This window comes from Anaerococcus sp. NML200537 (genome assembly GCF_026131715.1).
GTDB classification, from domain to species: domain Bacteria; phylum Bacillota; class Clostridia; order Tissierellales; family Peptoniphilaceae; genus Anaerococcus; species Anaerococcus kampingae.
This window is the reverse complement of the sequence record NZ_JAMXSL010000001.1, coordinates 79869-106380: the sequence shown is the minus strand read 5'-3', so window position 1 is coordinate 106380 and position 26512 is coordinate 79869. Positions and strand designations below refer to the sequence as shown.

12 protein-coding genes are annotated in these 26512 nt (G+C 38.0%); 11 read left to right on the top strand and 1 reads right to left on the bottom strand.

Translation table 11 applies throughout. The features are described from left to right. Nucleotides 1-180: 180 nt before the first annotated feature. The 11 genes from NH288_RS00445 (at nucleotide 181) to NH288_RS00395 (ending at nucleotide 24671) form a co-directional block, all read left to right on the top strand. The gene (locus tag NH288_RS00445; RefSeq protein ID WP_106460871.1) at nucleotides 181-1860 is read left to right on the top strand and encodes an ABC transporter substrate-binding protein; all 1680 of its coding nucleotides are present in this window, start codon (nucleotides 181-183) and stop codon (nucleotides 1858-1860) included. 68 nt (nucleotides 1861-1928) lie between these two features. Further along, entirely contained in the window at nucleotides 1929-2894 is a 966-nt protein-coding gene (locus NH288_RS00440; RefSeq protein WP_199792162.1) for an ABC transporter permease, read from the top strand. A gap of 8 nt (nucleotides 2895-2902) precedes the next feature. After that, entirely contained in the window at nucleotides 2903-3781 is an 879-nt protein-coding gene (locus NH288_RS00435) for an ABC transporter permease (RefSeq protein WP_265212228.1), read from the top strand. A gap of 7 nt (nucleotides 3782-3788) precedes the next feature. Further along, on the top strand, nucleotides 3789-4805 hold the full coding sequence (locus tag NH288_RS00430) for an ABC transporter ATP-binding protein (RefSeq protein WP_265212227.1): 1017 nt from the start codon (nucleotides 3789-3791) through the stop codon (nucleotides 4803-4805). A gap of 43 nt (nucleotides 4806-4848) precedes the next feature. Continuing rightward, nucleotides 4849-5844, top strand: a complete 996-nt coding sequence (locus NH288_RS00425) for an ABC transporter ATP-binding protein (protein WP_414731742.1) — start codon at nucleotides 4849-4851, stop codon at nucleotides 5842-5844. A gap of 11 nt (nucleotides 5845-5855) precedes the next feature. Next, complete coding sequence (locus NH288_RS00420; RefSeq protein ID WP_265212223.1) at nucleotides 5856-6797, top strand: dihydrodipicolinate synthase family protein; 942 nt, start codon at nucleotides 5856-5858, stop codon at nucleotides 6795-6797. Nucleotide 6798: 1 nt separating this feature from the next. Beyond that, complete coding sequence (locus NH288_RS00415) at nucleotides 6799-7674, top strand: ROK family protein (protein WP_265212222.1); 876 nt, start codon at nucleotides 6799-6801, stop codon at nucleotides 7672-7674. Next, nucleotides 7667-8500 (top strand): MurR/RpiR family transcriptional regulator, encoded by an 834-nt coding sequence (locus NH288_RS00410; protein ID WP_106460865.1) that lies wholly within the window; start codon nucleotides 7667-7669, stop codon nucleotides 8498-8500. Before NH288_RS00415 ends, NH288_RS00410 begins: the two co-directional genes overlap by 8 nt. Next, on the top strand, nucleotides 8490-9188 hold the full coding sequence (locus NH288_RS00405; RefSeq protein ID WP_265212220.1) for an N-acetylmannosamine-6-phosphate 2-epimerase: 699 nt from the start codon (nucleotides 8490-8492) through the stop codon (nucleotides 9186-9188). Before NH288_RS00410 ends, NH288_RS00405 begins: the two co-directional genes overlap by 11 nt. Before the next feature lie 528 nt (nucleotides 9189-9716). Beyond that, nucleotides 9717-11648 carry a hypothetical protein gene (locus NH288_RS00400; protein ID WP_265212218.1) on the top strand — a complete coding sequence of 644 codons (1932 nt, stop codon included), beginning with the start codon at nucleotides 9717-9719 and terminating at the stop codon, nucleotides 11646-11648. Between the two features lie 60 nt (nucleotides 11649-11708). Continuing rightward, complete coding sequence (locus NH288_RS00395; protein WP_265212217.1) at nucleotides 11709-24671, top strand: SpaA isopeptide-forming pilin-related protein; 12963 nt, start codon at nucleotides 11709-11711, stop codon at nucleotides 24669-24671. Between the two features lie 287 nt (nucleotides 24672-24958). Here NH288_RS00395 and murJ read toward each other — a convergent pair whose 3' ends face one another. Beyond that, a complete protein-coding gene (murJ, locus tag NH288_RS00390) occupies nucleotides 24959-26464 on the bottom strand; it encodes a murein biosynthesis integral membrane protein MurJ (RefSeq protein ID WP_265212215.1) in 1506 nt (501 codons plus the stop codon). Between the last annotated feature and the right edge of the window lie 48 nt (nucleotides 26465-26512).

Below are 26512 nucleotides of genomic sequence, written 5' to 3'. Positions count from 1 at the left end.
AAAAAATAAGGGTATATTTAAAAGTACTTTCAAAATCAATTAAAAATTTGAAATTATTTTTAATATGCCCTATAATATAGATAGTTAGGAAAATGTTTTTTAAGTATATAAGCTTATAACTTCAATCTTACATATATACTTAAAAAACCTTATCACGAAATCGAATTTCAAGGAGGGAACATGAAAAAGAATTACGTTTTAGGCCTAGCCCTATCAGCTATCATGCTACTTACATCTTGTGGTGGCGCAAAGGCACCGGAAAACAAGGAAGCAGGAGATGCTAAGCAAGAAACAAAGGTGGAAGAGACAGCAAAGACAGACGAGTCTAGCGAAAAATCTCTAAGGATGCTATTTGACAAACAAGGTGAAGGTACAAACTTCGATACACCTTGGTGGAACCGTGGAGATATCTATAAGGTTATAACCTTCAGATCTCTATTTAAGGCAAATCCAGAACTAACAGAATTTAAAGAAGATCTTCTAGATTCTTACACAATGGCAGAAGATGGCATGAGCTATGAATTTAACATCAAAGATGGCCTAAAATGGTCAGATGGATCTGACCTTACAGCAGAAGATGTAAAATTCTCAATCGAAGGTGCCCTAAAGGCAGCTAAGGTTAACTCAATTTACAAATCAGCCTTCTCATCAATCAAGGGAGCAGAAGACTACAAAGAAGGCAAGGCAGAAGAAGTTGCTGGCCTAAAGGTAGAAGGCAACAAGCTAACAATGGAAATGGACAAATCTGTTGGTAACATGATTCCAATCCTATCACAATTTGCAATCCTTCCAAAGGCAGGCTTTGAAGGCGTAGATATGACAGAATATCACACAGCAGACTTCTGGAAAAACCCAATCACAAATGGTATGTACAAGGTTAAAGAAGTTGCAACAGATTCTTACCTAGCCCTTGAGCCAAACGAAAATTACGAAGGCCAAGCACCAAAAATCAAATCAGTAGTAGTAAATATAGTACCATCTGATGCTAAATTAAATGCAGTATTAGGTGATCAAGCAGACGTATTTAACTCAAAAGTTCCTACAGAAATTCAAGCAGTTTCTGAGAAAGAAAACTGGGAAGGCCAAACAGTAGACACACTTTTCTACTACTACCTAGTATTTAACCAAACAGGTAATGACCAAAGACCAGCTAGCGAATGGATCAAAAATCCTAAGTTTAGACAAGCAATCTATTACGCTATAGATAGAGAAAACCTAACCAAGAGCCTCTTCCCAGGTCTTGCAGAAGTATCAACCTTCGGTGTACCAGCAAAAGATGCTGATAACAAAAACGAAGAAGCTGAAAAATACGCTTACAATCCAGAAAAAGCTAAAGAGCTTCTAAAAGAAATCGGCTACAAAGCAGATCAACCACTAGAATTTAGATACTATATGGCTGACCAATCATCAGTAGACCTCTATAACTCTATAGCTCAAAACCTACAAGATGTTGGAATCCCAGTAAACGTACAAAAATTTGCAGGAGATGCTACTCAAGAACTTATGGAACTAAGAAACTACGACATAGCCCTAAAAGGCCTATCAGCATTTGGTTATGAAGAATGGTACGGAGAATATGTTCCAGCCAATAACAACCTAGTAAGAGTATTTGGTGAAGAAGTTGGTAAAAAATACGAAGGTCTATATTCTGACCTCCTTCAAGAAACTGACAAGACAAAGAGAGCAGAAATCCTAAAAGAACTTCAAAAAATCGAATCAGAAGACCTATCAAAAGAAGTAGTCTTCATGCTTAAAAATGAAATATTAGTAAATACAGACAATGTAAATACTAACGGAGCTAAGTTTACAAATCCATGGTTTGCAGCAGACATCGGATTTGAAAATTGGGAGCTTAAATAGTTATTCAATTAGGGGCGACAACTGTTGCCCCTTAAATTTTGAAAAATTGCGCTTTAAGGAGAAAATAAATGAAAAATGGCAATATTTTTAAATACATACTAAAGAAATTAATACAAATGATACCAATGCTTGTAGTAATTTCTTTTCTAATATTTGTTGCCCTCCAGGCTATGCCAATAGACCCTATCAACTACCTCTTGCCACCAGGCTCAGCTAGAGATCCACAGATGATAGCAGAGCTAAGAGCAAGATATGGCCTAGATGATCCAATCCTAATCCAATATGGCAGGTGGATCGGCCAGGTAGTTAAGGGGGACTTTGGCTATTCTATAATAAATGGACAACCAATAAAAGACATCCTCGCTCAAAAGCTACCAGCAACTGTAGAGCTTGCCCTAGCAGCCCTAATAATATCATCAATCCTAGGTATAGTTTTAGGAATCCTATCAGCAGTCAACCAAAATGGTCCAATTGACTATATAGCAAGGGTTATAGGTGTAATCGGCCAATCCATACCAGAATTTTTATTTGGTATAGTTCTCATATCTGTCTTTGCCCTATCACTCGGATGGTTCCCAGTTGGGGGAAGAAATATATTTGGTATGACAAGCTTTTGGGATAAGAGCAAAAACTTAGTCCTACCAGCTTTAGCCCTATCCATAGCTATGATTGCAACAGTATTAAGGTACACAAGAAACTCCATGCTTGGAGTAATGAACCAAGAATATATCAAAACAGCTAGAAGCAAGGGCATACCTGAATGGAAGGTTTATTTGAAACACGCCTTCAGAAACTCTATGGGACCAATCCTAGTCACAATCATGCTTAGGATTCCGGGCCTTATAGGAGGTTCTGTAGTAATAGAATCAGTATTTAACTGGCCAGGCATAGGCTCAACCCTCATGGGAGCTGTTACAAGCGGTGACTATCCTATAATTATGGTCACAACCCTACTCATAGCCACAGTTATGCTTGTAATCTCCTTCATGGTAGATGTCCTAAGTGCGATTCTTGACCCAAGAATAAGATTGTAGGTGAAATTATGACAGAAATAAATCTAGTAGAGAAAAAAGAAAAAAAGTCATCCTTGGCAAAGAGGTCTTTGCAAAAATTTTTATCAAATAAATTGGCAATAGTAGGGCTTGTGATAGTCTTGCTAATGATCTTATCAGCAATCTTTGCACCCCTACTTGCCAGCCATGATCCAAACCAAATAGATATGGGAAAACTTAACCAAGCCCCAGGCAATGGCCACCTATTTGGGACAGATTCCACAGGACGTGACCTATACTCAAGGCTCCTTTATGGTGGAAGGATTTCAATCCTAATCGGTATATCATCAGCCCTTACCACATCCATCATAGGCACAATCTTTGGCCTAATAGCTGGATATTTTGGCGGTCTAATTGATGTCATCCTCATAAGAATATCAGAAGTCTTACAATCATTTCCTATGATAATCCTTGTCATGGTCCTTGTAACCATCCTTGGCCCTTCAGTATCAAATATGATCCTAGTTTTCACCCTCATAGGCTGGATGACAGTCTTTAGGATAGTAAGAAATGAAGTTTTAAGATTAAGAGAAGAAACCTATGTAGATGTCAACAAGGCCTTTGGTATATCAGACTTTGCTATTATGTTTAGGGACATCTTGCCAAACACCCTAAGCCCAATAATAGTAGCAACAACCATAAACATAGCCTATTTTATACTCCAAGAAACAGGCCTATCCTTCCTAGGACTAGGTGTTCCAACTAATGTACCAACTTGGGGAACAATAATAAATGCGGCCAAGTCAATAACAGTCATCCAAATGTATAAGTGGCAATGGATAATACCAGGCCTATTTATATCCCTATTTGTAATGAGTATCAACTTTTTGGGCGATGGCCTAAGAGATGCTCTAGACCCAAGAAATTAGGTGAAATATGGACAATATAATCAAATTAAGAAACCTATCCACAGAATTTAAGGTAGGAAAGAGATACAACAGAATAGTAAAAAACGTAAGCCTAGATGTTAAAAAGGGTCAGATTTTATCAATAGTAGGCGAATCTGGCTGCGGCAAATCAGTCACAGTCAATTCCATGGTCAAACTCTTGCCAAAGACAGCAAGGATAAGCTCAGGAAGCTCAGAATTTTTTAAGGAAGATGGTAAGATTGTCGATATATTAAAGGAAAAAGCCTACGGAAAAAAGATGAGAGAGCTTAGGGGTAAGGAAATCGGAATGATTTTCCAAGACCCGATGCAATCCCTAAACCCAGTTTACACGGTAGGCGACCAAATCCTAGAAAATATCCTAGAGCATAGGAAGATTTCCAAAAAAGAAGCCAGACAAATCGGCATAGAAATGCTTAAAAAGCTTGGCATACCTGAAGCAGAATCAAGATTTGATAATTACCCTCACCAATTTTCTGGTGGTATGAAACAAAGGGTAATGATTGCCATAGCCATGGTAAATAACCCAAACCTTTTAATAGCCGATGAGCCAACCACAGCCCTTGATGTTACAATCCAAGCCCAAATCATGGATCTTATGAAGGACTTAAGAGATAAGGAAGGCAAGTCAGTAATCCTTATAACCCATAACATGGGCCTTGTAGCAGAAGTTGCCAACCAGGTTGCAGTCATGTATATGGGAAGAGTTATAGAATATGGGGAAGTGGCAGATGTTTTTAATTCTCCTACCCATCCTTACACCAAGCTTTTATTAAAATCTGTTCCAGTACCAGGCATGGATAGGAATAAGAAGCTATCAACCATACCAGGCGAAACCCCAGACCCAGCCAATTATGTAAAGGGCTGCGAGTTTGCAAATAGATGTGCTTATGCCACAGAAGAATGCCTAAATAAGGATATTCCACTATTTAGAGTAGAAGGTAACCACACAGCCAGATGTCTCCTATTAGAAGGAGAAAAGGAGGTCGTAGATGAAAGTAGATGAGAAAATAATAGAAAAAAATGACGACCTATTAGTAAGAAACGAAATAAAAGATACAATTGTCTTTGATGTCAAAAACCTAGAGACCCATTTTCCAATCTATGAAGGCACTTTTTTCAAAAAGCAAACAGGAGCTGTCAAGGCGGTTGATGGGGTATCATTTAAAGTCAGACGTGGAGAGACAGTCGGTGTTGTAGGTGAATCTGGTTGTGGAAAGACAACCCTTGGCAAGTCTATAATGAGACTAGAAAACCCAACCGGTGGCGAAGTTTTATACAATCTTCACGGCAAGATGACAGATGTAACCAAATTTAATAAAGAAGAGCTCTTTGATTTTAGAAAAGAAGTGCAAATGGTCTTCCAAGACCCATATTCAGCCCTTAACCCAATGAAAAAAATCTATGATTCCTTCAAGGCGCCCCTAGTTGCCCACGGGGTCAACCAGAAAAAGGATATAGACATGGTCATAGAAGATAGGCTAAAGAGAGTAAACCTAAGACCTGATTATATGTACCGCTACCCACACGAGTTTTCAGGTGGTCAAAGGCAAAGGCTATGTATAGCCAGGGCCCTCTGCGTGTCCCCAGAAGTAGTAATCCTGGATGAGCCGGTATCAGCCCTAGACGTATCAATCCAGGCCCAGGTAATAAACCTACTCCAAGGCATCCAAAAAGAGCTTGACCTAACCTATATTTTCATAGCCCATGACCTTTCGGTAGTAGAATATATTTCTGATAGAATAATAGTAATGTACCTAGGCAATATCATGGAAATATCTACCAGCGAGAAGATTAACAAAAACCCAGCCCATCCTTATACCCAGGCCCTCCTATCAGCTGTCCCAATACCAGTAGTGGGAGCTGATTCAAAAAGGATTGTCCTAGAAGGGGATGTGCCAAGTCCAATCCATAAGCCAGCTGGCTGCCCATTCCACAATAGATGCAGCAAGTGCATGGATATTTGTAAGAGTGAAATCCCAGAAAGAGTCCTAATAGACGAAGACCACGAGGTAGCTTGCCACCTTTATAGCAAGAAAAATTAGAGGAGAAAATTATGAGCGAATTTACACTAAAAGACTTTAGGGGAGTAATACCAGCTTCCCTATCAATATTTGATGAAAATGAAAACCTAGACCTAGAAGCTACAAAAGAATTTACAGAATTTCTTTTAAAATTTGACATAGGCGGCCTATATTTAACAGGATCAACCGGAGAAGGCTTCTTGATGAGTGCTGAAGAAAGGGAAAAATCATCTCAGGCTGTAATAGAAGTAGCAAAGGGAAAGGTGCCAGTTGTAGTTCATATAGGCGATATAGGAACTAAAAAATCAATCGACCTAGCAAAAGCAGCTGAAGAAGCTGGAGCCACAGCTATTTCATCAGTCCCACCTTTTTATTGGAGATTTAATAGCGAGCAAATCTATGACTACTACAAGGATATAGCAGAAGCTGTTGATATTCCAATGGTAATCTACAATGTCCCATTAGCAGGCATGATGAGTGCAGACATGATCAAAGACCTATCCCAAATAGAAAATATCAAGGGTGTAAAATACACAAATTCAGACATTTACCAAATCCCAGCTATCAAGGAAGCTTGTGGGGAAGACTTCATGGTCTATGGTGGAGCAGATGAGCTGGCAAGCTCAAACCTACTAATAGGTGTAGATGGTATAGTAGGATCATTTTATAACCTAATCCCAGATTTATTCATCCAAATAAATGAGGCTATAGCTAATAACGAAGTCAAAAAGGCTTACGACCTTCAAAAAAACGCAGTAAGGATAATAAACTACCTAGTAGCAGGTGGTAACATGGTAGCAGGTATCAAGGCTGTCCTAAGAGAAGCAGGTATAAATGCAGGATATGCTAGAAGACCATTCATTAACTTCTACGGGGATGACCAGGTAAAACTTGCCAAGGGTCTAGTAGAATTGGCTAACAAATACGAGATGAAAGATATCTATGTAATAGATAAGCTAAGAGAGAAATATTAAGATGCCAGTACTTTGCCTAGACATAGGGGGCACAGAGATCAAGGCCATGCTTAAGGGGGAAGATTTTGAAAAAGACCTTCCAAATTTCCCATCAAAGGCAGGCACAAATGCCCCTGATATCAAAGAAGATGTCCTAAAACTCATTAAAGACCTAAATCCAGAATACAAGGTAGAAGGGGTTGCCATTTCTACAGCAGGCATGGTTGACTACAAGACAGGAATCATAGCAGGCCACGGGCCAACCTTCAAAAACTACAAAGGTTTTGATTGGAAAAAGGAGTTAAGAGATGCTCTAAACATCCCGGCTGTAGTAGAAAATGATGTAAAGGCAGCAGCTATGGGCGAGCTATCCTATGGAGCTGGCAAGGGCTATAATTCAGCTTTCGTCCTTACAGTAGGAACAGGCATAGGAGGCGCCCTAATCCTAGATGGAAAAATCCACAGGGGTGCAAGTGGTCATGCAGGAGAAATTGGCTACATGCCATTTGAAACTGATAAGTTTGAAGCCCTAGCCTCAACCAGCGCCCTAGTTAAAAAGGCCCAGACCCTCTACCCAGACAAAAACCTAAACAATGGCAAGGAAATATTTCATGCCTTAGATAAGTCTGACCCTGATGCAATAAAATTAGTCGATGACATGACAAAAATACTCGCAAGGGGTATTGCAAATATCATGCTCATAGTAAACCCAGAAGTGATCATAATTGGTGGAGGAATAAGCGAGCAAAAAGAGAAATTCCTCGACCCAATTATTGAAAAGATAAGGGCCCTTGTGCCAGAAAATATCTCCGCTTCCACAGAAATAAAGGCTACAGCCCTAGGCAATAAGTCAGGGCTTTACGGGGCCTACAGCTTATTTGAAAAATCAAATGAATGAAAATTATGAATCAATACTCCCTCTAATTGAATCGAAGTATGAAGAATTAACTGAAGTAGAAAAGATAATAGCAGAATATTTCCTAGAAACAGAAGACACAGACTTAACAAGCAAGACAGTCTCAAACAAGCTTTTTATCTCTGAGGCAGCCCTCACCCGTTTTGCCAAAAAGCTCAACCTTTCTGGCTATAGGGAGTTTGTCTATAAGTACCAGTCATCTAGACAGAGCAATTTTAAGAGGAAAAAGGACATAGGCCTTCCTGTATTTGATTCCTACAGGGAAATCTTGCTTAAATCCTATAACCTCTACAATTACAAGGACTATGAAAAGCTAGCCGAAGCCATGCTAAATGTCGACAGAATCTACATCTACGGTGTAGGCTCATCAGGCTATTTGGCCACAGAATTTGCCCAAAGACTCATAAGGCTGGGTCTAGATGCAGAAGCTATCACAGATACCCATATGCTCTTATTAAATTCAGTAAGGCTAAAAAGAGACTCTCTAGTCATGGGCATCTCCTATTCAGGCAAGTCCATAGAGGTAATAGATGGCCTAAAGAAGGCGGGAGAGAAGGGTTGCAAAACAGTACTTTTTGTAGCAAATGATAGTGAAAAATGGGACCAGTATTTTGATTTTGTAATCCTAGTAGCCCACAAGCAAAACCTAGAATATTCAAACATCATCTCACCCCAATTTCCTACCATGATAATGCTAGATATACTCTTTAAAAAACTCTACGACAGACGTCTTACCTCAGGAGAGGTCTACATGCAATCAGTTAATGAAATGTTAAAATTAATAAAGGAGAAGGACGATGGAAATTAATGATAGATTAAAAAATGGTCTAATAGTATCCTGCCAGGCCCTAGAAGATGAACCCCTCCACTCTTCATTTATAATGGGCAGGATGGCCCTAGCAGCAAAAATGGCAGGAGCCTGTGGTATAAGGGCCAATACTGTAGAAGACATAGCAGAAATCAGGAAAAATGTCGACCTACCAATAATTGGTATAATCAAAAAAGACTATGACAATAGCGAGATTTATATAACACCAACCATGGATGAAATAGACAAGCTTGTGGCTTCTGGTGTAGAAATTATAGCTACAGATGCCAGCAATGCCAAAAGACCAAACCACGATGGTCTAGATGTTTTCTATAAGGAAATAAGAGCCAAATACCCAAACATAAGGCTAATGGCAGACTGCTCAACCATCGAAGAAGCAATCCACGCAGATTCACTTGGTTTTGACTATATAGGCACCACCATGGTAGGCTACACCCCACAATCAAAGGGCCACAAGATAGAAGTAGATGACTTTAAGATCCTAAGGGAAATCATCAAGGCTTGCGACCATCCGGTAATAGCAGAAGGTAACATCGACACACCGGAAAAGGCCAAGAGAGTTTTAGAATTAGGAGCCCTCACAGTAGTGGTAGGTGGAGCCATAACCAGGCCACAAAATATAGCCAAAAAATTTGTCGACTGCATACACTCCCTAAAAGATAAATAAGATTTAAAAACGGTTTTCAAAAATGAAGGCCGTTTTTTCTTTGTCAATTGTAAAAAAATGATAAAATAAATTTATGTTTATTGGTTATTTAATAAATAATAATAAAATACGTTTTGTTTTACACCTAAGATGTGATAAAATATAAGTTAAGAAATATTTAAAAATGAAGAAGACATGGATTCTATCAAGCAGGTTTTTAAATAAATTTAGCTAGATTTATGCCTAGGGATGTTCGTAAGTAAGTAGCTTACGAGGATCCCTAGCTTTGTCTTGTAAAAAACACTTAGATAAAAGTCAATAAAATTTAGGCTGATACCAAACTAATAAGGCATGTGAAAGATGTTGAAATAAACGCTTTTCCCTTGATTAAAGAGCCTAAAAATTATATAATAAGTGTAAGATAATATGATTTTAAATATAAGGAATATATATAGATGTAAAAGGAGTGTTTTGTGATAAAACTCAAAGAACAATTTATTAGAAATTATTTTTATAGACAAGAAGTCTTATCAAGGAAGGGAGGGTTTTATGAAAGGAAAGCTTAGCACATTTGCTAGAAAAACCTTCGCCCTAGTCATAGCCATATCCATGTCATTTCCGACAGGGGTTATAGCAGCAGGCGAAGAAACGAAGACCTACGACAAGGCCACGTCAATAATGGGCCTAAATGAAAAACCTAATGAAGAAATACACCAGACAGGACAGTCAGACAACACGGACAAGCTAGAAACTGATGCTTACATATTGCAAGCTAGAGCAAGCTTAGCTGATGACTTAGAAAAGATATCCTATCAGGTTACAATCTCAAACAAGCACAAAGATACAAGTGATAAGGACCTAAGCCTAAAATTTACCCCAAATCCAAACTCAAATATCACAGACATCAAGGTTAAATCGGCCAAGGCTAAGATTGAAAACAAGCTAGCTGATATAGACATCAAAGAAAGGTCTAACAAAGGCGAGATATCAAGCCTAATAGTGGACACCAAAGCCTATGACGAAATAATCATGGAAGTGGAAGCAAATGTTAGAAAGGCAAAAGATGCCAGGACCTATGAGACCTTAATCGGTCTTGATGATGGAGAAAATAAGGCAGACCTTAACTACAGACTCATCACAAATAAAGAGACTGTAAGAGAAGAAAATCAAGACAAAGAAATCATAAGCCTAGATTTAAACAAAGACCCTAGCGGGAACCTAAGAGGAGAAATCAAATCTGGCGAATTCTTAAGCTTCTTGCAAAGTGCAGACACCATAGTCTGGACAGATTATCTAGTAAATAGCAAAAATGAATCTGAAAAGATTAGCTATGATCTAAAGCTAGATGATAAGCAAGATACTAAAAATACCAAAATAAACCTAGACTACTTTGAAAACACCAAAGAAGGATTCGTCTTAAAAAAGGAATTCTCACAAGCAATCCCATTTGCAAACAAGGTAGAATTTGAAATCCCAGCTGGCTACATAGCCAAGCTAAGCCTATCAACAAGGGTAGATAAGAAAAACACAAATGTCAAATCTTATCATCTAAATAATAGACAAGTCAAAAACCCTATATATATAGAAGGAAATAAAGAAACTTCTAACGACGACGATGAAGAAGGCGGGGAAGATAAGTTAGATGACCACACCCACAAAGATGCAAAGGTCACAACAAAAAATGAAGACGACAATAAAAAACAAGTAGAGAAAAAAGAAGAAAATAAAACTCAAACACAAATCACAGCCAAGGATTCATCTGGTAATGATATCCAAGTTATAGAAAAAGACAAAAAAGACGAGAAGAAAATTTCAGCCCTAGCCCTAAACAAAGACAGCCTAATCACTAGACTATCTGGCCAAGGCAAACTTACACAAGAATTAGAAACTGCAATAGAAAAACTTGCTAGTAATCTTGACTTATACAATGATGGAAAGATTACAGACAGAGAGCTAAAAGACTACACCAAGGCCCTAGCAGAAAAATACAATATCGAAAAAACTGACCTAAAAATTTACCTTGAATCAATCCTATCTGGAGTAAACAAAGAAAAAAATAAGGCAGCCAACCTAAACTACGATGAAATAATCACCTATGCCTATCCAGAAAATAAAGAAGCAAGTAAAAAAGAGCCAGTAGATAAGGAAAGCAAACAAAAGGCCCAAGTAGAAAATAAGCTAGAAAACAAAAAAGTAGAGCCTAAAGAAGATGCTAAGGATCAAACAAAAGAAACACCAAAACAAGCACCTACAGACAATACATCTTCCAAACCATCAAAAGAAAGAACAGATAAAGACCAAGCACTAAAGGCCTACAAAAAAGACCTAGCCAAGCTAAAAGAAGCTGCCAAGAATGAAGAGACAAAAGCCAGCCTAATCGAAGGCATCAAGGGCCTATTTGGCCAAAGTGACCTAGCCAAGGCAGATAAGGAACTAAAGGCGGCACTCGCCGATGATAAAAATGGCATCGAAGAAATCTAAAATCTCCTAAATAGCTTTGAGAAAAAATACAAACTCTCAAGAGCTGACCAAGCGAGACTAATGGAAAACAACAACGCTGCCATAGAAGCCCTAGTAGAAAAAGATAGAAACAATAACTTCAGACCACATATCTTTGCAGACACAGACTCACCTAAACTTAACCTAGAAGGCAAGAAATTCCATATTTTGACAAGGTTCGATACCTCAATTGCTAATGGACCTATTCAAAAAGGACAATTCTTTAAAATACATTTGGATAAAGAATTAACAGTAAAACAAGGTACAAAACTTGAACCTATAAAATATAAGGGAGAAGTTATAGCGACGCCAGAATATGATGGAAAAGATAACATTATAACCTACACACTAACAAAAAATATTCCTAACAATATCCAAGTTTCATTAAACATCCCTGTAGATTACAACGCAGAAAATGTAGAACTTGATAAAGATGGGAACTTTACAGTTATAAACAAGGTATCAGGCCTAGGACTAATCAATCCACCAAAAGACCTTTTGCCACAAAAGGTAGATGTAAATGGTAATCCAGCTGGTTCAATCATAGAACCAGGCAGGAAAGATGTAACACAAATCATCGAAGCAGCTGATTCAAACTACAAGGTAGACATGGATGCATATGCAAACCCAGTAGTAAAAGATGGAGAACTTCAAGGTTACAACTGGACTATAAGAATATCATCAGACACAGACCTAGCAACTTTGGGTTTGAAGACAAACTTTACTACAGTCAAAGGATCAGGGCTTGGAGATATCAAAAGCAATGACACAAAAGTAGATTTAAAAGACAACCCAATTAAGGGAGCTTTTGGTATCCACGATTCCAAACACCATGCTCCAACAGGTACAAGAGAAATCACCTACAATCTCTACACACCAGTCGAAGGTATGCAAGAAAAGTACATGATGGATATTTCTGTCATCCTTACCAATAAGAAGGACAAGGAAGGTAAGCCTAAAGTAGGTGCAAAAAGATTTGTAGTAGACGGCTGGCCATTAGATAAGGTCAAAGATGCCACACCTACAAGAGCAGGTATGAACAACAGGACAACAATCCTAGGTGAATTTACAGCAGAAGATGCTGCTAGATGGACAGTAACAGATGCAGTATCAACTGGTGATGTAAATGAAGGCCTACCTCTTGAAACAAGAACTCTCGGTGGAAATCAAAAATATAATGACCCTGCAAATGGAAAAATTGGTATTTATGAAATAGATGCTGAGACTGGTATTATGAAAGATGTATCCCCTAAAGGTTATTCAAATGGATTTCCAGAGGCAAAGCACTCTCCATCAAAGAAACAAGCTGTGGGTACTATAGTTGCATATCAATACGATACTAAAATTAAAGATCAAAATTCAAAAGAACCCCTTAGCTTAGCAGGAGTAGCTATTTCCAAATACCAAGATGTAAGTGTAGAACAAAATTGGAACCTTGATAAGGGTCTAAAAATGCCTGAAATGACATTAAAGGCAGTGGACGGATCAGGGAATGAAATCGGAGAAGCTAAATTTGAAGAATCAAAAGAAGCTAACCCAGACCCAGCTACTAGAAATGTAACCATACCAGATGTAAAAGTGTGGAATATTTCTGATGGTGGTGAGTTTTCTAAAAATGATATAAAAATCAAACAAGACTTTCCAACAACCAACACTGATTCTAGTGGAAACACAATAAATTATTATGAAAATAATAATTTTTATGACTTTAACAAAAAAGGATATTACATCCACAACAAGGCAACAGTACAAAAAATACCGAAATTTGCAAACTTTACCCTTATAAAAAAGGATGAAAAAGGAAATCCTCTACCAGGAGCATACTTTAAGCTCCTAGGTCAAGGTGAGGCAGAAGTTGTGACAGATAAGGACGGTCAGGCACAATTTTCGAACATTTCCCCTGGAACCTACACTCTTTTTGAAACTAAGGCTCCAAAAGGCTACAAGCTTAATCAAGAAAAAACTACTGTAAGCGTAGATGATGCGGGAAGAATATCTACAAGCGGTTCCAATGCCGAATTGTCAGTAGGAAATAATCCAACAGTAACAGTAGCAGATCCGAATTGGCCTGACTACATGAATGCCATGCAATATGCAACAAAAGATAAAAATGGCAATGTTACAACCTATATCTTCCTAAAAGCTAATGAAGCAAGATCTGGTGGGTCTACAAATAGGGACACCAGACTTAGCCTAAGGGTAAATGGTGGTGAAATACAAAACCTAGATGACGTAAAGGTCTATGACGTAATCCCTGACTATTATAGGGGTCCTGTAAGAACAGCCATGATCCAACAGACAGTTGATCAAAACCTAATAAATCAGCTTGGAGCAAGTGTCTTAAACGCACCTAATAATAATAGAGTAATCAGGGGTACCCAAAATATTAAAGATCCATTTACAGGTCAAGTTGGATACGAGATCACCTTGCCTAAAGAAAGATTTGCAAATGATTGGGGATTCTTAGTTGTAGCAAAATCAAAACCTTTAGGTGGCGGTGCAAATACCCTAACCTATGACTGGCTAACTAGTAAAGAGACTGGAAACAACGCTAAGCTACAAAACCAAACTGTTATGCCAACATCAACAGCACAAGCATCAAAGGGTACAACTATTACAGTAAAAAATGAAGCCTTTGAAACTCGTCCAGTAGAAATCAGAAAAATTGACAAAAAAGATAATCCAATTGTCGGAGCAACCTTTGAAATAAAAGATGAAAACGGCGAAGTGATTTCTACAGTAACATCACAAGCTGCTGATGAGAAAGGCCAAAACGCAGGTCTCGCATCCTTTGGAAAACTTCCAGAAGGAAAATACACCATAGAAGAAATTTCTGCACCAGATGGCTATGTCAAATCTGACGTTATATTTGAAGTGACAGTAGATGATTCTAAGCAAGTAACCTACAAGCCTAAATTTAAAGATGGGCAAGGCTCACCAGTAAATGGTGAAGACTACTTGATAACAGATGAAGAGCAAGCACAAGAAGAAGCTACTGCCAAGATAAATGTTGTAAAACAATCTTTAGTTATAAACGAAGGTGACTCAGGAGATATAGGTGTTAGGCCACAAGTATGGGAAGCCTATAGGCTAGAGTCTCTTAAGTATAATGCTACAATAGACCTTGAACAGTCATCACCAGGCCAAAGATTTTCTATCCAATTTGATAAAAACTTAGACTTTACCCAATACTTTGGAGAATTTCCAAAACTAAATATAGGTGGAGTCGATGTAGCAGATCCATACTTTGACTACACAACCAACAAATTGACCTATGTATTTAACGATAAGTCAATAGGAGGAAAGACACAGGCAAAAATTGAACTTAAGGGTATTATCCCATCTAAATACTATGCTCAAAATGATGGAACCTATCCATTTACAGTAACTGTAGCACCAGGTCAAACAGGAATTACTGGTCAACAAAAAATAAAAGTGGATATACCAGCAGACTACGAGCAATACGACTACGATGGTAAAAATGCCCAAGTACCACAATCCTACTACTTTAGGGATGTATACCAAGATGATAAGGGAGACTGGTATGTAGCAGTACTCGCCTACTACAACCCAGTTCATGTTAGAACAACAGGCCAAAAAGAGCTTAAATTTAACTGGCTATCAACTAACTACCAGGGAGCAACTAAGAACTTCTTTACATGGGAAGGTAATGGTAACAAACCAGCCTTCTCCCTAAGAGATGTTAAGATTTATCGTACATCACCATATATGACGACCATAAAGGCAGGTAATTTTGATAAAAAAGTCAACCTAAATATGCCTCTATCCTACGGTGTAAGGCCAAGTCAAGACCCTGCCAAGTACAACTTGGTATATTCAAAGGCAATTGACCCAAGATATGCTGTAAATAATGATAGACAAGGATCAATCACCCTAAACTACGACCCAGGCCAAATCCAAGAATGGGGAGTAATCACAAAAAATGCTCCACTAAAAATCAAGATGCCAGCAATTGATGATAAGAGCAAGGATGGTTATATCATAGAGCAGACCTTCAAGATTGATAACTTGTATAACTTCAACAACCTCTGGAGAGTCTTCTGTATGACAAACAATGACTTTAAGTCATCCTTTATCACCAGAGCCAACTACAATAAGGCAACAGGTGACCAGGCAGGCGGCGAGATACCAAAATTCTACAGTCAAAAGGTAGCACTTATAAATAAAAAGTATGTGCCAGGATCATTTAAGATCAAAAAACTTGATGAATCTGATAGGACCAAGACCCTACAAGGCGCAACCTTTAGCTTGACAGATAAAAACAACAATGTGATTTATAGATCTTCTGGTCAAGATGGTATAGTTGATTTTTCTAATCTAAAGCCAGGTATCTATACTCTTAAGGAAGAAAATGCTCCGGCAGAACATATCAAATCTGACAAGACTTGGAGAGTAAACGTCGGTATAGACGGTTATGTAACAATAATAGAAATAGGTCTAGGCTCAACAGGAGATACCCTAGTTGGAAAAGACACTATTGAATTACCAGTTACAAATAAGCCAGTTGCTACAAAATTTACAGTCTATAAGAAAGACAATGAAAATGTTCCACTCCAAGGAGCGAAATTTAAGATAACAACAACTGATGACACAGAAGTTACCACAGGTACATCTGATAAAAACGGTGTAGTTTCATTTGATAAAAAACTTGAAAAAGGAACTTATTTATTAGAAGAAGAATCTGCCCCAGCTGGTTTCAAAAAACTTGACAAAAAATGGGTAATAGAAATAGGTTCTGACAATAAAGCCAGAGTCTACAACTATGTAAAGGGACCTGAAACAGGAACTGACCCAGATGTAAATAAGTCAATCCTAGGAGAAGATGGAACAAAATGGGTAAATGTTGACAAAAGACCAATTGATAGTTGTAATCTAGGAGATAATAGACAAACAGGTTACTACAACAACTGGCCAGTACCATTTAAACTCGGTACAAGAATTGTTGGTAAAAATACCAAAGACCCTAACAACAAATATGTTATCCAAAGATATGTAATAAACCCAGAAGCAGATACAATAACACTTAACCATGCATCAATTCACAGGGAAAAACCTTGGTATAATAACATGGATTGGTATGCAGGCAATGGAGTCTACAAGATATTTGAACTTAATAATGCTGTTGATGGAAAGGTACAAGATATCAGACTTGAAAACTACAGTTTGACAGATATTACAGATGAAGTTAGGACAGAGAAAAGAGTCATATCAGGTGATAACAGACTATATTTAGATTTCAAAGATAGACAAATTACAAAACCTATTGTAATAGATGTCAAAGTACCATACACATCAGAAAACGCTGGAGTAGGTACAGGAATGGACCTTCAAACAAATAAGGGACTATTCTGGAAATCTGATTACTACGAAAGTGCAAGTCAAATTGTAGAAGGAGAACCTGTAGTAACAAAAGGTGAAGCTGGAAACATCAAGGGAGCCTATATATCGGAAGGATCACTAGATGTTAGTAACGAAAAGATTGTCCAAGAATTCTCCTTCACAAAGGTAGACGCAGACAAAGAAACAGATGGTATAACAGGGGCAACATTCAAACTCCAAGGACCAAAGATAACTGATGAGGACCTAGGCAAGGAAGTTTGGAAGAAATCTGGCACAGGCGGAATTGTCAAATTTGACAACCTAGTACCAGGTATCTACAAGCTAACAGAATCAGGAGCCCCACAAGGTTATGAGAAATCCAACACCGATTGGACAGTAACAGTAACCAAAGATGGAAAAATCTATATAAAGGATAATAACCCAGGATCAACAGTCCCAGACCAAGGGGCAACTTGGCAAAAGGTAAAAGCTGGTACAAGTGGAAAGAAAGAAGCAAATTCTCAAGTCCAAGGAACACCAGTTGCAAATAGACTTGATACAAGGATTACCGAAGTAAATAAAAAAGAAAACAAGTTTAAGCAAGTTTTCATAATAAATAAACAGCCCGAAGCACTTCTAAACTCCTACTTCGAAATCCACTCTCAGCCAGAAGATAGATCACTAAACCTAACTAATACTCAAATAGTTTCATTAGTGAAAGTAGGCAGAGGTTCAACACCTGATAATTTAATAGACCCAGGTGAAAAAGTTGATTTCGAAAAAGAAGTCTATGTTAAAAATGATGGCCAACAAAGAATCAAGATTACACCAATAGGTATCCCAAATAGAGCAGAACAAGCACTCGCCCTTACCATAGAATCAACACTTGGTAATTCTGGAAGTATCGGAACTGGAATAGACTTTGTAAACTTTGATGGTTATAACACATACTGGATGGCAGAATCCTATGATGACTTTAGTAAGATTCAATTAGAAGAAGCCACATCTGGGTCTACAGGCAAAAACGCTAGAACCTATGTAGGAAATACAGATGCCTCAGGAAGAGATACAGTAATGTATGCAAATCCTACATCTAAACCAGTCCTATATTCAAACTCTGGACTAATGGAAAGGTCTCTTGGATATAGCCTACTAAACTCACCAACCCCACCAACAGACCTAAACTCTACAATGAGCTTTAGGGCAAGAAGTATAAACACCTTCGCAGATGGCTTAGAAATAGGGGATAATCTAGCAGGTAATGCTCTAAGAGCTGGTAATGGTTGGGAAACTGTTGATCCTAATAACTCTAGAAATAAAACTACTAGATCAGATGGTAGAGATAACCAAACTAAAATAACTGAGATTAATAAGTCTGAAGGTAAGTATAGACAAATTTTCTTAGTCAATTTGTCAGGACAAGCATTAAGTAATGCGAAGTTTAATTTCCACGCAGAACCACTAAATAGAAGTATTTACGCTAAAGACTATTATGGCAACAAAGCTAACATTAAAGTATTAAGCATAAGACCAGTATCAAGTTCATCTACAATAGATGACATTAAATATATTGGTACAGAAACTCTAGGATATAAATCAGAGGACATGACCGAATCTGGTCAATTTAAAAGATATGAATTTAAACTAGCCAAGAATGAAAGAAGACCTTTTGTAATAGAAGTAGAATATGACTATCCTAAGTCTGGCGAAATTGGTCTAGGTATGGATTACTATTCTAATGCTAGATTTGATAGTACAAAAGTCTGGGCAGCTCAAAAGTATGGTAGTGTAAATGATATTAACTACAAAACTTCAGGTCCAAAGACAGAAGTTAAGGAAGAAGAAGTAAGAATAACCCTTCCAATTCCTACAGAGCGTAGACCAAACGCCAACATGAAAAAAGGCGAAGAAAAACAAGTCTTCGCTGGCGAGGAAGGTTATCAAATTGATATCTACAAGGTAACTTATATAGACGGAGTAAAACAGCCTAACCCAGTCTTTGTAAGAACCAAAGAAAAAGTTGATCCAAAACCAAGAATCATAGAATATGGTACAAAGGATGACACACAATCAACTTACACAGTTTGGACTGAAAATACAAAGATTAGTGCAAGTCCAAGCCAAAATGTAGCAGCGGGCACACAAGTAAAAGTAAACGTCACACTAGATTCTAATGAAGAACTAGACAGGCTTTACTATAATGATGGAAATAGCGATGTAGATATTGATAAAAACTCAATGACATTTAATATGCCATCATCAAATGTAATGGTAAAAGCTACATTTAAGGCAAAACAAAAATACTGGATTGGTATCAATGGAGACACAAGATGGGATGTCACATTAGACCCTCCATATCAAGCTAGTAAACAAGCTAGCAAAGGAGACATAGTTACATTTACTGCTACACCTACACCAGGAAACAAAATAACGGAAGTAACTGTGAAAAAATCTCAAGGTGGAGACGTTCTATCTGGGGTTGAGTATGACCCTGTAACTGGTAAGGGTTCATTCATAATGCCAGATTATTCAGTTACTATAGCTGGTACAATTGTAACAATACCTCAAGGAGAAAGAACAGCGTCTGAAGACAGAACTGAAATTCTTAAAAAAGAAACTAAGGTTACAGTTGATGAAACACTTCTCCCAGGCGAAAGAAAAGTAGACAAGCCAGGTTCTGATGGAGAAGTTAAGACTAGATACACTGCAACTTACAATGTTCAAAAAGCAGGGTTACAAGAAGCAACAGCTCCAGCAGACTGGCCAGCAGAAGTAGTACAAGCTCTTCAAAATAAAAAAGGAGCTAACGAAATAATTACTGACTATAGCAAGGTTGAATTATCAAGAACTGAGCCGGTTGCAGAAGAAGTTCGTGTTGGTAAGTCAGATGACCCAATTGATAAGTTTGTCCCAACAGAAGAGGATAAGCTAATCAAAGACGGCGATAAACCTCAAGAGCTTGTTAAGATTACCAACAAGAAAGCTGGTATTAACCCTAAGATTCTAAAGAGATCTCCAGGTGGTGAAATACTTCCAGGTGCTAAATTCACCCTTAATAAGATGAAGGATGCGACTTACTCAGAAATCGACACAAGTTTTGGAACCCTAACAGCAACATCTAATGAAAAGGGTGATGTAATATTTAAAGATGCTGGTGGTAATGAAGTTAAGCTTCAAAAAGGCTACTACGTTCTTAAAGAAAACAAGGCCCCAACAGGCTATAAGAAAAGTACAGCTGATTGGAAGATTGAGGTCAAGGATGATGGCGGAAGAATGTATGCCGAATACCAAGGACCAGAAGCAAGTCCATCAAGCTTTATAAATGATAATAAGAAGTCAAATGCAGGATATTCTGCTGATAATGCTGGTATCAAGTATAAGTCAAGGCTAACCTTTATAGATACAGAAGCTAAGACCTATATCCAAAGAATCTATATAGATACAAGAGCCTACTCTGGAAAGGCTCCTCTAAACCTTCAAATTACACCGAAGTATAAGAGAGAAGAAATAGATACACCAGGAGCTCCACCAGAAACTATAAAAGATGGTGTAAAGACTGCTTATTTCACAGCTTATAAATTATCAAATCCAGATGATTTCTCTAATATGAACGACCCTGCACTTGATAAGATTTTAAGAACTTACGACCTTTCAAATGATAACATGTCTATGATAAAGACAGCTAGATGGAGACAATTTGACTGGGGCTTTGACGAAGACCAACTAAACCTAGACAAGGGTGTCTATATAGTAGACGTAGAAGGCTTCTATGATGATGTTATAATCACAGGCAAGTCTGACAAGACTGATAAGTATAATATCCCACAAGAAGACTTAGGAAAGCTTGACCTTCACGTAGATTTCTATGAGGGAGAAAGACACTTTAAGCAATTAGTATTTGATAAAGAACAAAATAAGTTTGTCTACAAAGCCTTTAAGGGTGCTTCCTACCAAGGTGGTGCTGCAGCCCTTAGACAAAGATATGAAGATAAACTTGTAGCATCTGGCAAATCAAAAGAAGAAGCTAAGAAAATAGCAGATGCTTGGGCTGGAGAGCATCCAGAAGGCAAAAAATATGCTAACTTTGTTGGCAAAGAGGTTAATTTAAGAGGTACTGATTACAAGACAGGTATAATTGACCCAGCCTTACCAAATAACCCAGCCTTCCATGGCGACACATCTGTAAACCTAAACCCTCTTTATAACTCCAAGGGCCACCAAGAAATCCCAAGGGAAGGTCTTGAGTTTATAAACGAAGAAGAAACCTTCAACATTACCTTCTCTAAGCACGGTCGTAAGGATCCAAAAAAAGACATCAACAGCCAAGAGGTAACAAACAACAGGCTAGAAGGTGCAGTCTTTAAGCTCCAAGTTCGTGGACCAGGTGGTACCTATGAAGATATACCAGGTACAACTGTAGCATCAGCCTTCAACGGTTACTTCGGATTTAGGGGACTAAAGCCAGGTCGTTATAGACTGATGGAAGTAAAGGCTCCAGAAGGCTACAAACCAATCAAAGACCCTGTACTTCACTTTACAATTGCCTATGAAAAAGGTGATATTAATAAAGAAACTGGAGAAATCACACCAGGTAGGGGTGTTGTAACCCTTGAGTATAATGAAGGTAATGGTATCTTCGAATATGCTCCAGATCTCAAAGATGAACATGGTAAACCAATCACCCCAGAATCTGGTAGACTAGTCGACTATGTAACAAGCGCTACTGCCAAGAACATGGGTAAGATTATCAACGAAGTCCCAGGAAAAGGTGAGGTAACCCTTACTAAGAAAGATGATGCAAATAACTCACTTGAAGGAGCAGAGTTTAAGCTAACTAGAATTAGTAGAGATATTAAAAAAGACGAAGATCCAAAGCAAAATGACGGAACTTATACAAAAACTACCGGTAATGATGGAAAAATAGTCTTTGACCAACTTCCAATCGGTCAATACGAACTAGAAGAGACCAAAGCTCCAAAAGGATATCAAAACAAGGGTAAAAAATGGAGATTCACAGTCGGTGGTGTGGGACTAGACCCATACATCAATGACAGCGACGTTGGAGATAGAGATATTTCTAAGAGTATTGAAATGACATCAACTATGTCAGTTCTAAGACCAGATGGAAATGATGGAACAGAAAATGAAGGAAATTCAAAGATTCACCCACACAAGGGTCATGCTCTTGAATTTAAAAATACCTTCAAGATAACAGATGACACAGCAATAAAAGCTGGCGACTACTTTACAATTAAGTTGACCGACAACATCGACCTTGAAGGAATAATGAGAGAAAAATCTCAAAACCTTGATTTATTCGCAGATGGAGTAGGTACAATAGCCAAGGCTAAGTATGATAAAGAAGCGGGCACACTAACCTATGTCTTCACATCTTATGCCGACCAGTATAATAAGACTGATTTTGCAAATACCATAACAGCCCATATAAACCTATATAAGGTACAAAACTCAAGTAAAAATGAAGAAGTTGGAATGGGAATATATGATAAAGCAAATAATAAATATATTGGCCAAGCTAATAAAAATAAAATTGCTGTAGACTATGAGCTAAATATGGCAGAGATTTATGACCTAAATATGACATCAAAGATAGTAAGCTTTGATAGAGAAAGTGGAGAATTTGTTCAATACTACTATATCAATAGGAATATGAATAATTCATCTGACCCTGTAACATTTAGGTACAAGCCAAGCGAAGATGTCAAAAACCTAAGAGTAGACGTTATAAACTTAAAACAAAATGGTTATAACTACTACGATTACAATACTCGTCAGAGAGGAACTACTCAGTATTTTGTAAATCGAGATATGCCAGAATCATTTGGAGTAGATGAATCAAACAACAACTTCAACTGGCACAGCTGGTACGGTTATTACCAACCAAAAGCTGATGAAAATGTCGATATAACTCTAGGACCATATAAGCAATATGACTCCTTGATACTCAAGGTAACAGGCCAGGTAGATAAGAAGGATGTTGCATCCTACGATACCTATGCAAAACTATTTAATAAAGTTTATATCAAAGATGGCTATGGTAATGTTACAAATGTATATGAACAACCATATGTAGAAAGAACAAATGGAGTTCGTATCTTTGAAAACAAGACCACAGCAAGTGCTAAGCTTGAAATAGATGCAATCAACCCTAAGAATGAAATAATCTTCAAGAAGATTGACCAAGAAGGAAAGATTCTTCCGGGAGCTAAGTTTAAACTTGTAAAATATTACAAAGACCAAGAAGAAGGCAAAAAATGGGTTGAAGTCACTGGATCAGAAAGAACGTCTGAACAAGACGGCTTAGTCAAGTATGAAAAACTAGAAGCTGGTAAATATGCCCTAATAGAAACCCAAGCCCCTGAAGGCTACGCTAAGATAGAAGGCCATATACAAGAATTTACCGTAGGGGAAGATGGTGTAATCACAAGAAAGCTTGTTCGTGAAAAACCAACTGAAGAAGCTAAGAATCTTGTTGCTACAATGGGAGCTTTACTAAGCTCGGCAGCAAACGCTCTAACAGGAAATGCCAATACTGAAACAGTAACAGAACCTGTAAGCGCAGAACCAATTGATGTAGTAAACTATAAGGAAATTGAGTTTGAAAAAGTTGATGCAAATAACCATAATACAAAACTTAAGGGTGCAGTATTTGAAGTTCATTACAAGGAAAAAGAAACTGATACAAAATATGAACCTCTAAAAGTTAAGAAGACTGTAGATGGTATGGAACAAGAAGTAACCATGACAGTCACATCAGGTGAAAAAGGTAAGTTCAAACTTCCAATATCTAAAGATGGCTACTATGCCCTTGTAGAAACCAAGGCACCAGATGGTTATTCTAAGATTCCTGGTAACATTAGGGAATTCAAACTAGAAAATGGTAAGGTTCAAACTCTTGAAAAAGACCCAATAAAGGCAAGCCATAAGTCAAGTGAAAAGGGACAAATCTCAAGTGAGATCATATCTTATGACAAGGAAAAAGGAACATTCAAACAAAGAATTGTTATAAATCCTAAACACGATGAAATGAAAATTCCATCTAACCAATCATATATCCGTATCAAGGAAACCGACTGGAAGATAACACCTAAGTACAAAGATGCTCTAAATAAGCAATCTGGTATAGGTGGATTGGTCAATGTAGCAATCCTTAAGAAAGATGGCGGCAAAACTATTGCTAACTTAAAGGATACAGACTACAAGAAATTTGACGCAAATAGCTTTGGCACAGCTGGAAATCTTACTGCTTCAAGATATGGACTAAAGGAAATGCTTGGACAAGAAGATGAAAATAATAGTTCAATAACAACAACAGATGCTATAGTAATGGAATTTACTGGTAAGCTTGATGATAATAATAATACAGGCATAGCAGATCAGCTGTTTGAATTAGTCCTTGACCAATCAAATGATGATAGTGTCAGAGATAAGCTAGATGTCAAAGCTCTAGCAGAGAATAAACCAATCTATGCAGACCATGATTCAAAAAATCCAATCCAAGTAGAAAACAAAAAAGCAGAATACCCATTCACAAAGAGTGTGGGAACAGCGATATTTACAGCTATCGGATTGTTCTTCATGGTACTAGCCGGATATTACTACTCTAGGAAGAAAAACAAAGGATTAGAAATTGGAAACAATTAATAGTCTGAAATAAAAAAATATTTTTACTGACTCCAGTCTGGTGCCTGCCAGATGGGGTCAGTTTTTTGTTGGGGGCTTTGATGAATGGGAGATTTAAAATAGGGGGATTTGAATTTATGGGATTCCTCCTCACTGCGTTCGTCGGAATGACGTTAAGAAGATGAGAATATTGTTATTCCGATAGAAAAGCCCTAGGCTTTGACGAGGAATCACATGGTTAAGAGATTTATTTGAACACAAAAAAAGCCGCCAGGATCAATTACGCTTCCTGGCGGCTTTTAAATTTCTTATTTATTTTTCTTTACTTTATTCAAAAATTTTTCCTTTATCTCATCTACTCCATCGACTCTTAGGGCGAGTATTATGGCTAGGTAAATAGCTCCTGCTAGGGCTATGGTGACCATGAGCCAGAGATTGCCTGGTCTTATTTTGTAGAAGTAATTAGCAAATATTCCAAGCACTACTCCTGCAATAGATATCTTGCCTATATTTTTCATTATATATTTCATATCAAGGCCACCAAAGTATTTGACATACATAATACTTGCAAGGCCTACTAGGACAAATTGGCTGAAGGTTGTGGCTAGTGCCAGACCAAAGAGCCCGTATCTCATTCCTAGGATATAATCTAGGATTACATTGCAGATTAGCTGGCAGAAGGAGATTATGGTTGGGACTTTGGTGTTTTGCATGGAGAAAAATGATAGGTACAAGAGGTCTGCTATGGCTGGTCCTATTAGATAAATCGTGTAGGCAAAGAGGACGTCTGCTGTTCTCATCATGTCTTCATAGGAGAAGGCCCCTCTCATGTAGACGAAGGATATTATTGGCCTAGATAAGACCATAAGGCCTACCAAGGATGGGATGAAAAGGATCATGATTTTGACCATGGTCTTTGATGTTATATCTTTCATGCCATCCAGGTCCTTATTTGCAGCTAGTCTTCCTACTATAGGATAGGCTGTGATTTGGAAGGGTACGATGAAGGTCGATGAGACTATCCTTAGGATTTTTAAGGCGTAGTTTATAACTGACACCCCGCCATCGTTTGCTACGATGGATGCAAAGGACTGGTCTACTATGGTTGAAATGTAGACTGCTGCCATGGAAAAAATCGTAGGTATGGATAGGACTATGAGCCTTCTTACATCTTCTGATATTTCAAATTTGACCCTGGTTCTCTTAAAGCCTACCGCCCTTATCCTTGTAGGAAAGATTATAAATTGGAGGAAGTAGGCTAAAAATATGCCCACTGCCATTATATAAATATTTCCCTTTGACAGAGCTACTGTGATAGCTAGGATCACATTGAGGATGAGGAGGGGAAGGGCTGGGGTTATGAAGTCTCCCTTGACTTGCAAGTATGAGGAGAAGATGGCTGCATAGATATTTGGGTACATGGTAAGTATTACTGCCCTCATAAATAGGCTTGCTATCTTTAATTTGTCCCCATCATAGCCTATGGCAAAGATTTTGACCACATATGGTGCAAAGACTAGGCCAAGGATGGTGATGACTGTGCACAAAAATAGGGAGAAATTTAATAGGTCATTGGTAAATTCATCCCCAGCCGTCTGACCTCTTTCCTTGCTGACCCTGGAATAGGTCGGGATATAGGTTTTGGATAGGGCGTAGGTTATGACTGAAAATATGAGGGTTGCTGCCGTTGTTGATGTATTGAAGGCATCTGTTATGGCGCTTGTCCCATAAAAGAAGGAGAAGATCATTTCCCTGACGAAGGAAAATAGCTTGCCCACTAGGTTTAGGACCATCAAAATCAGCGTATTATTCATATTTCCCCCTTCTTTTTTTAGTAAAAGATAGATAAGCAAATCCCTGCT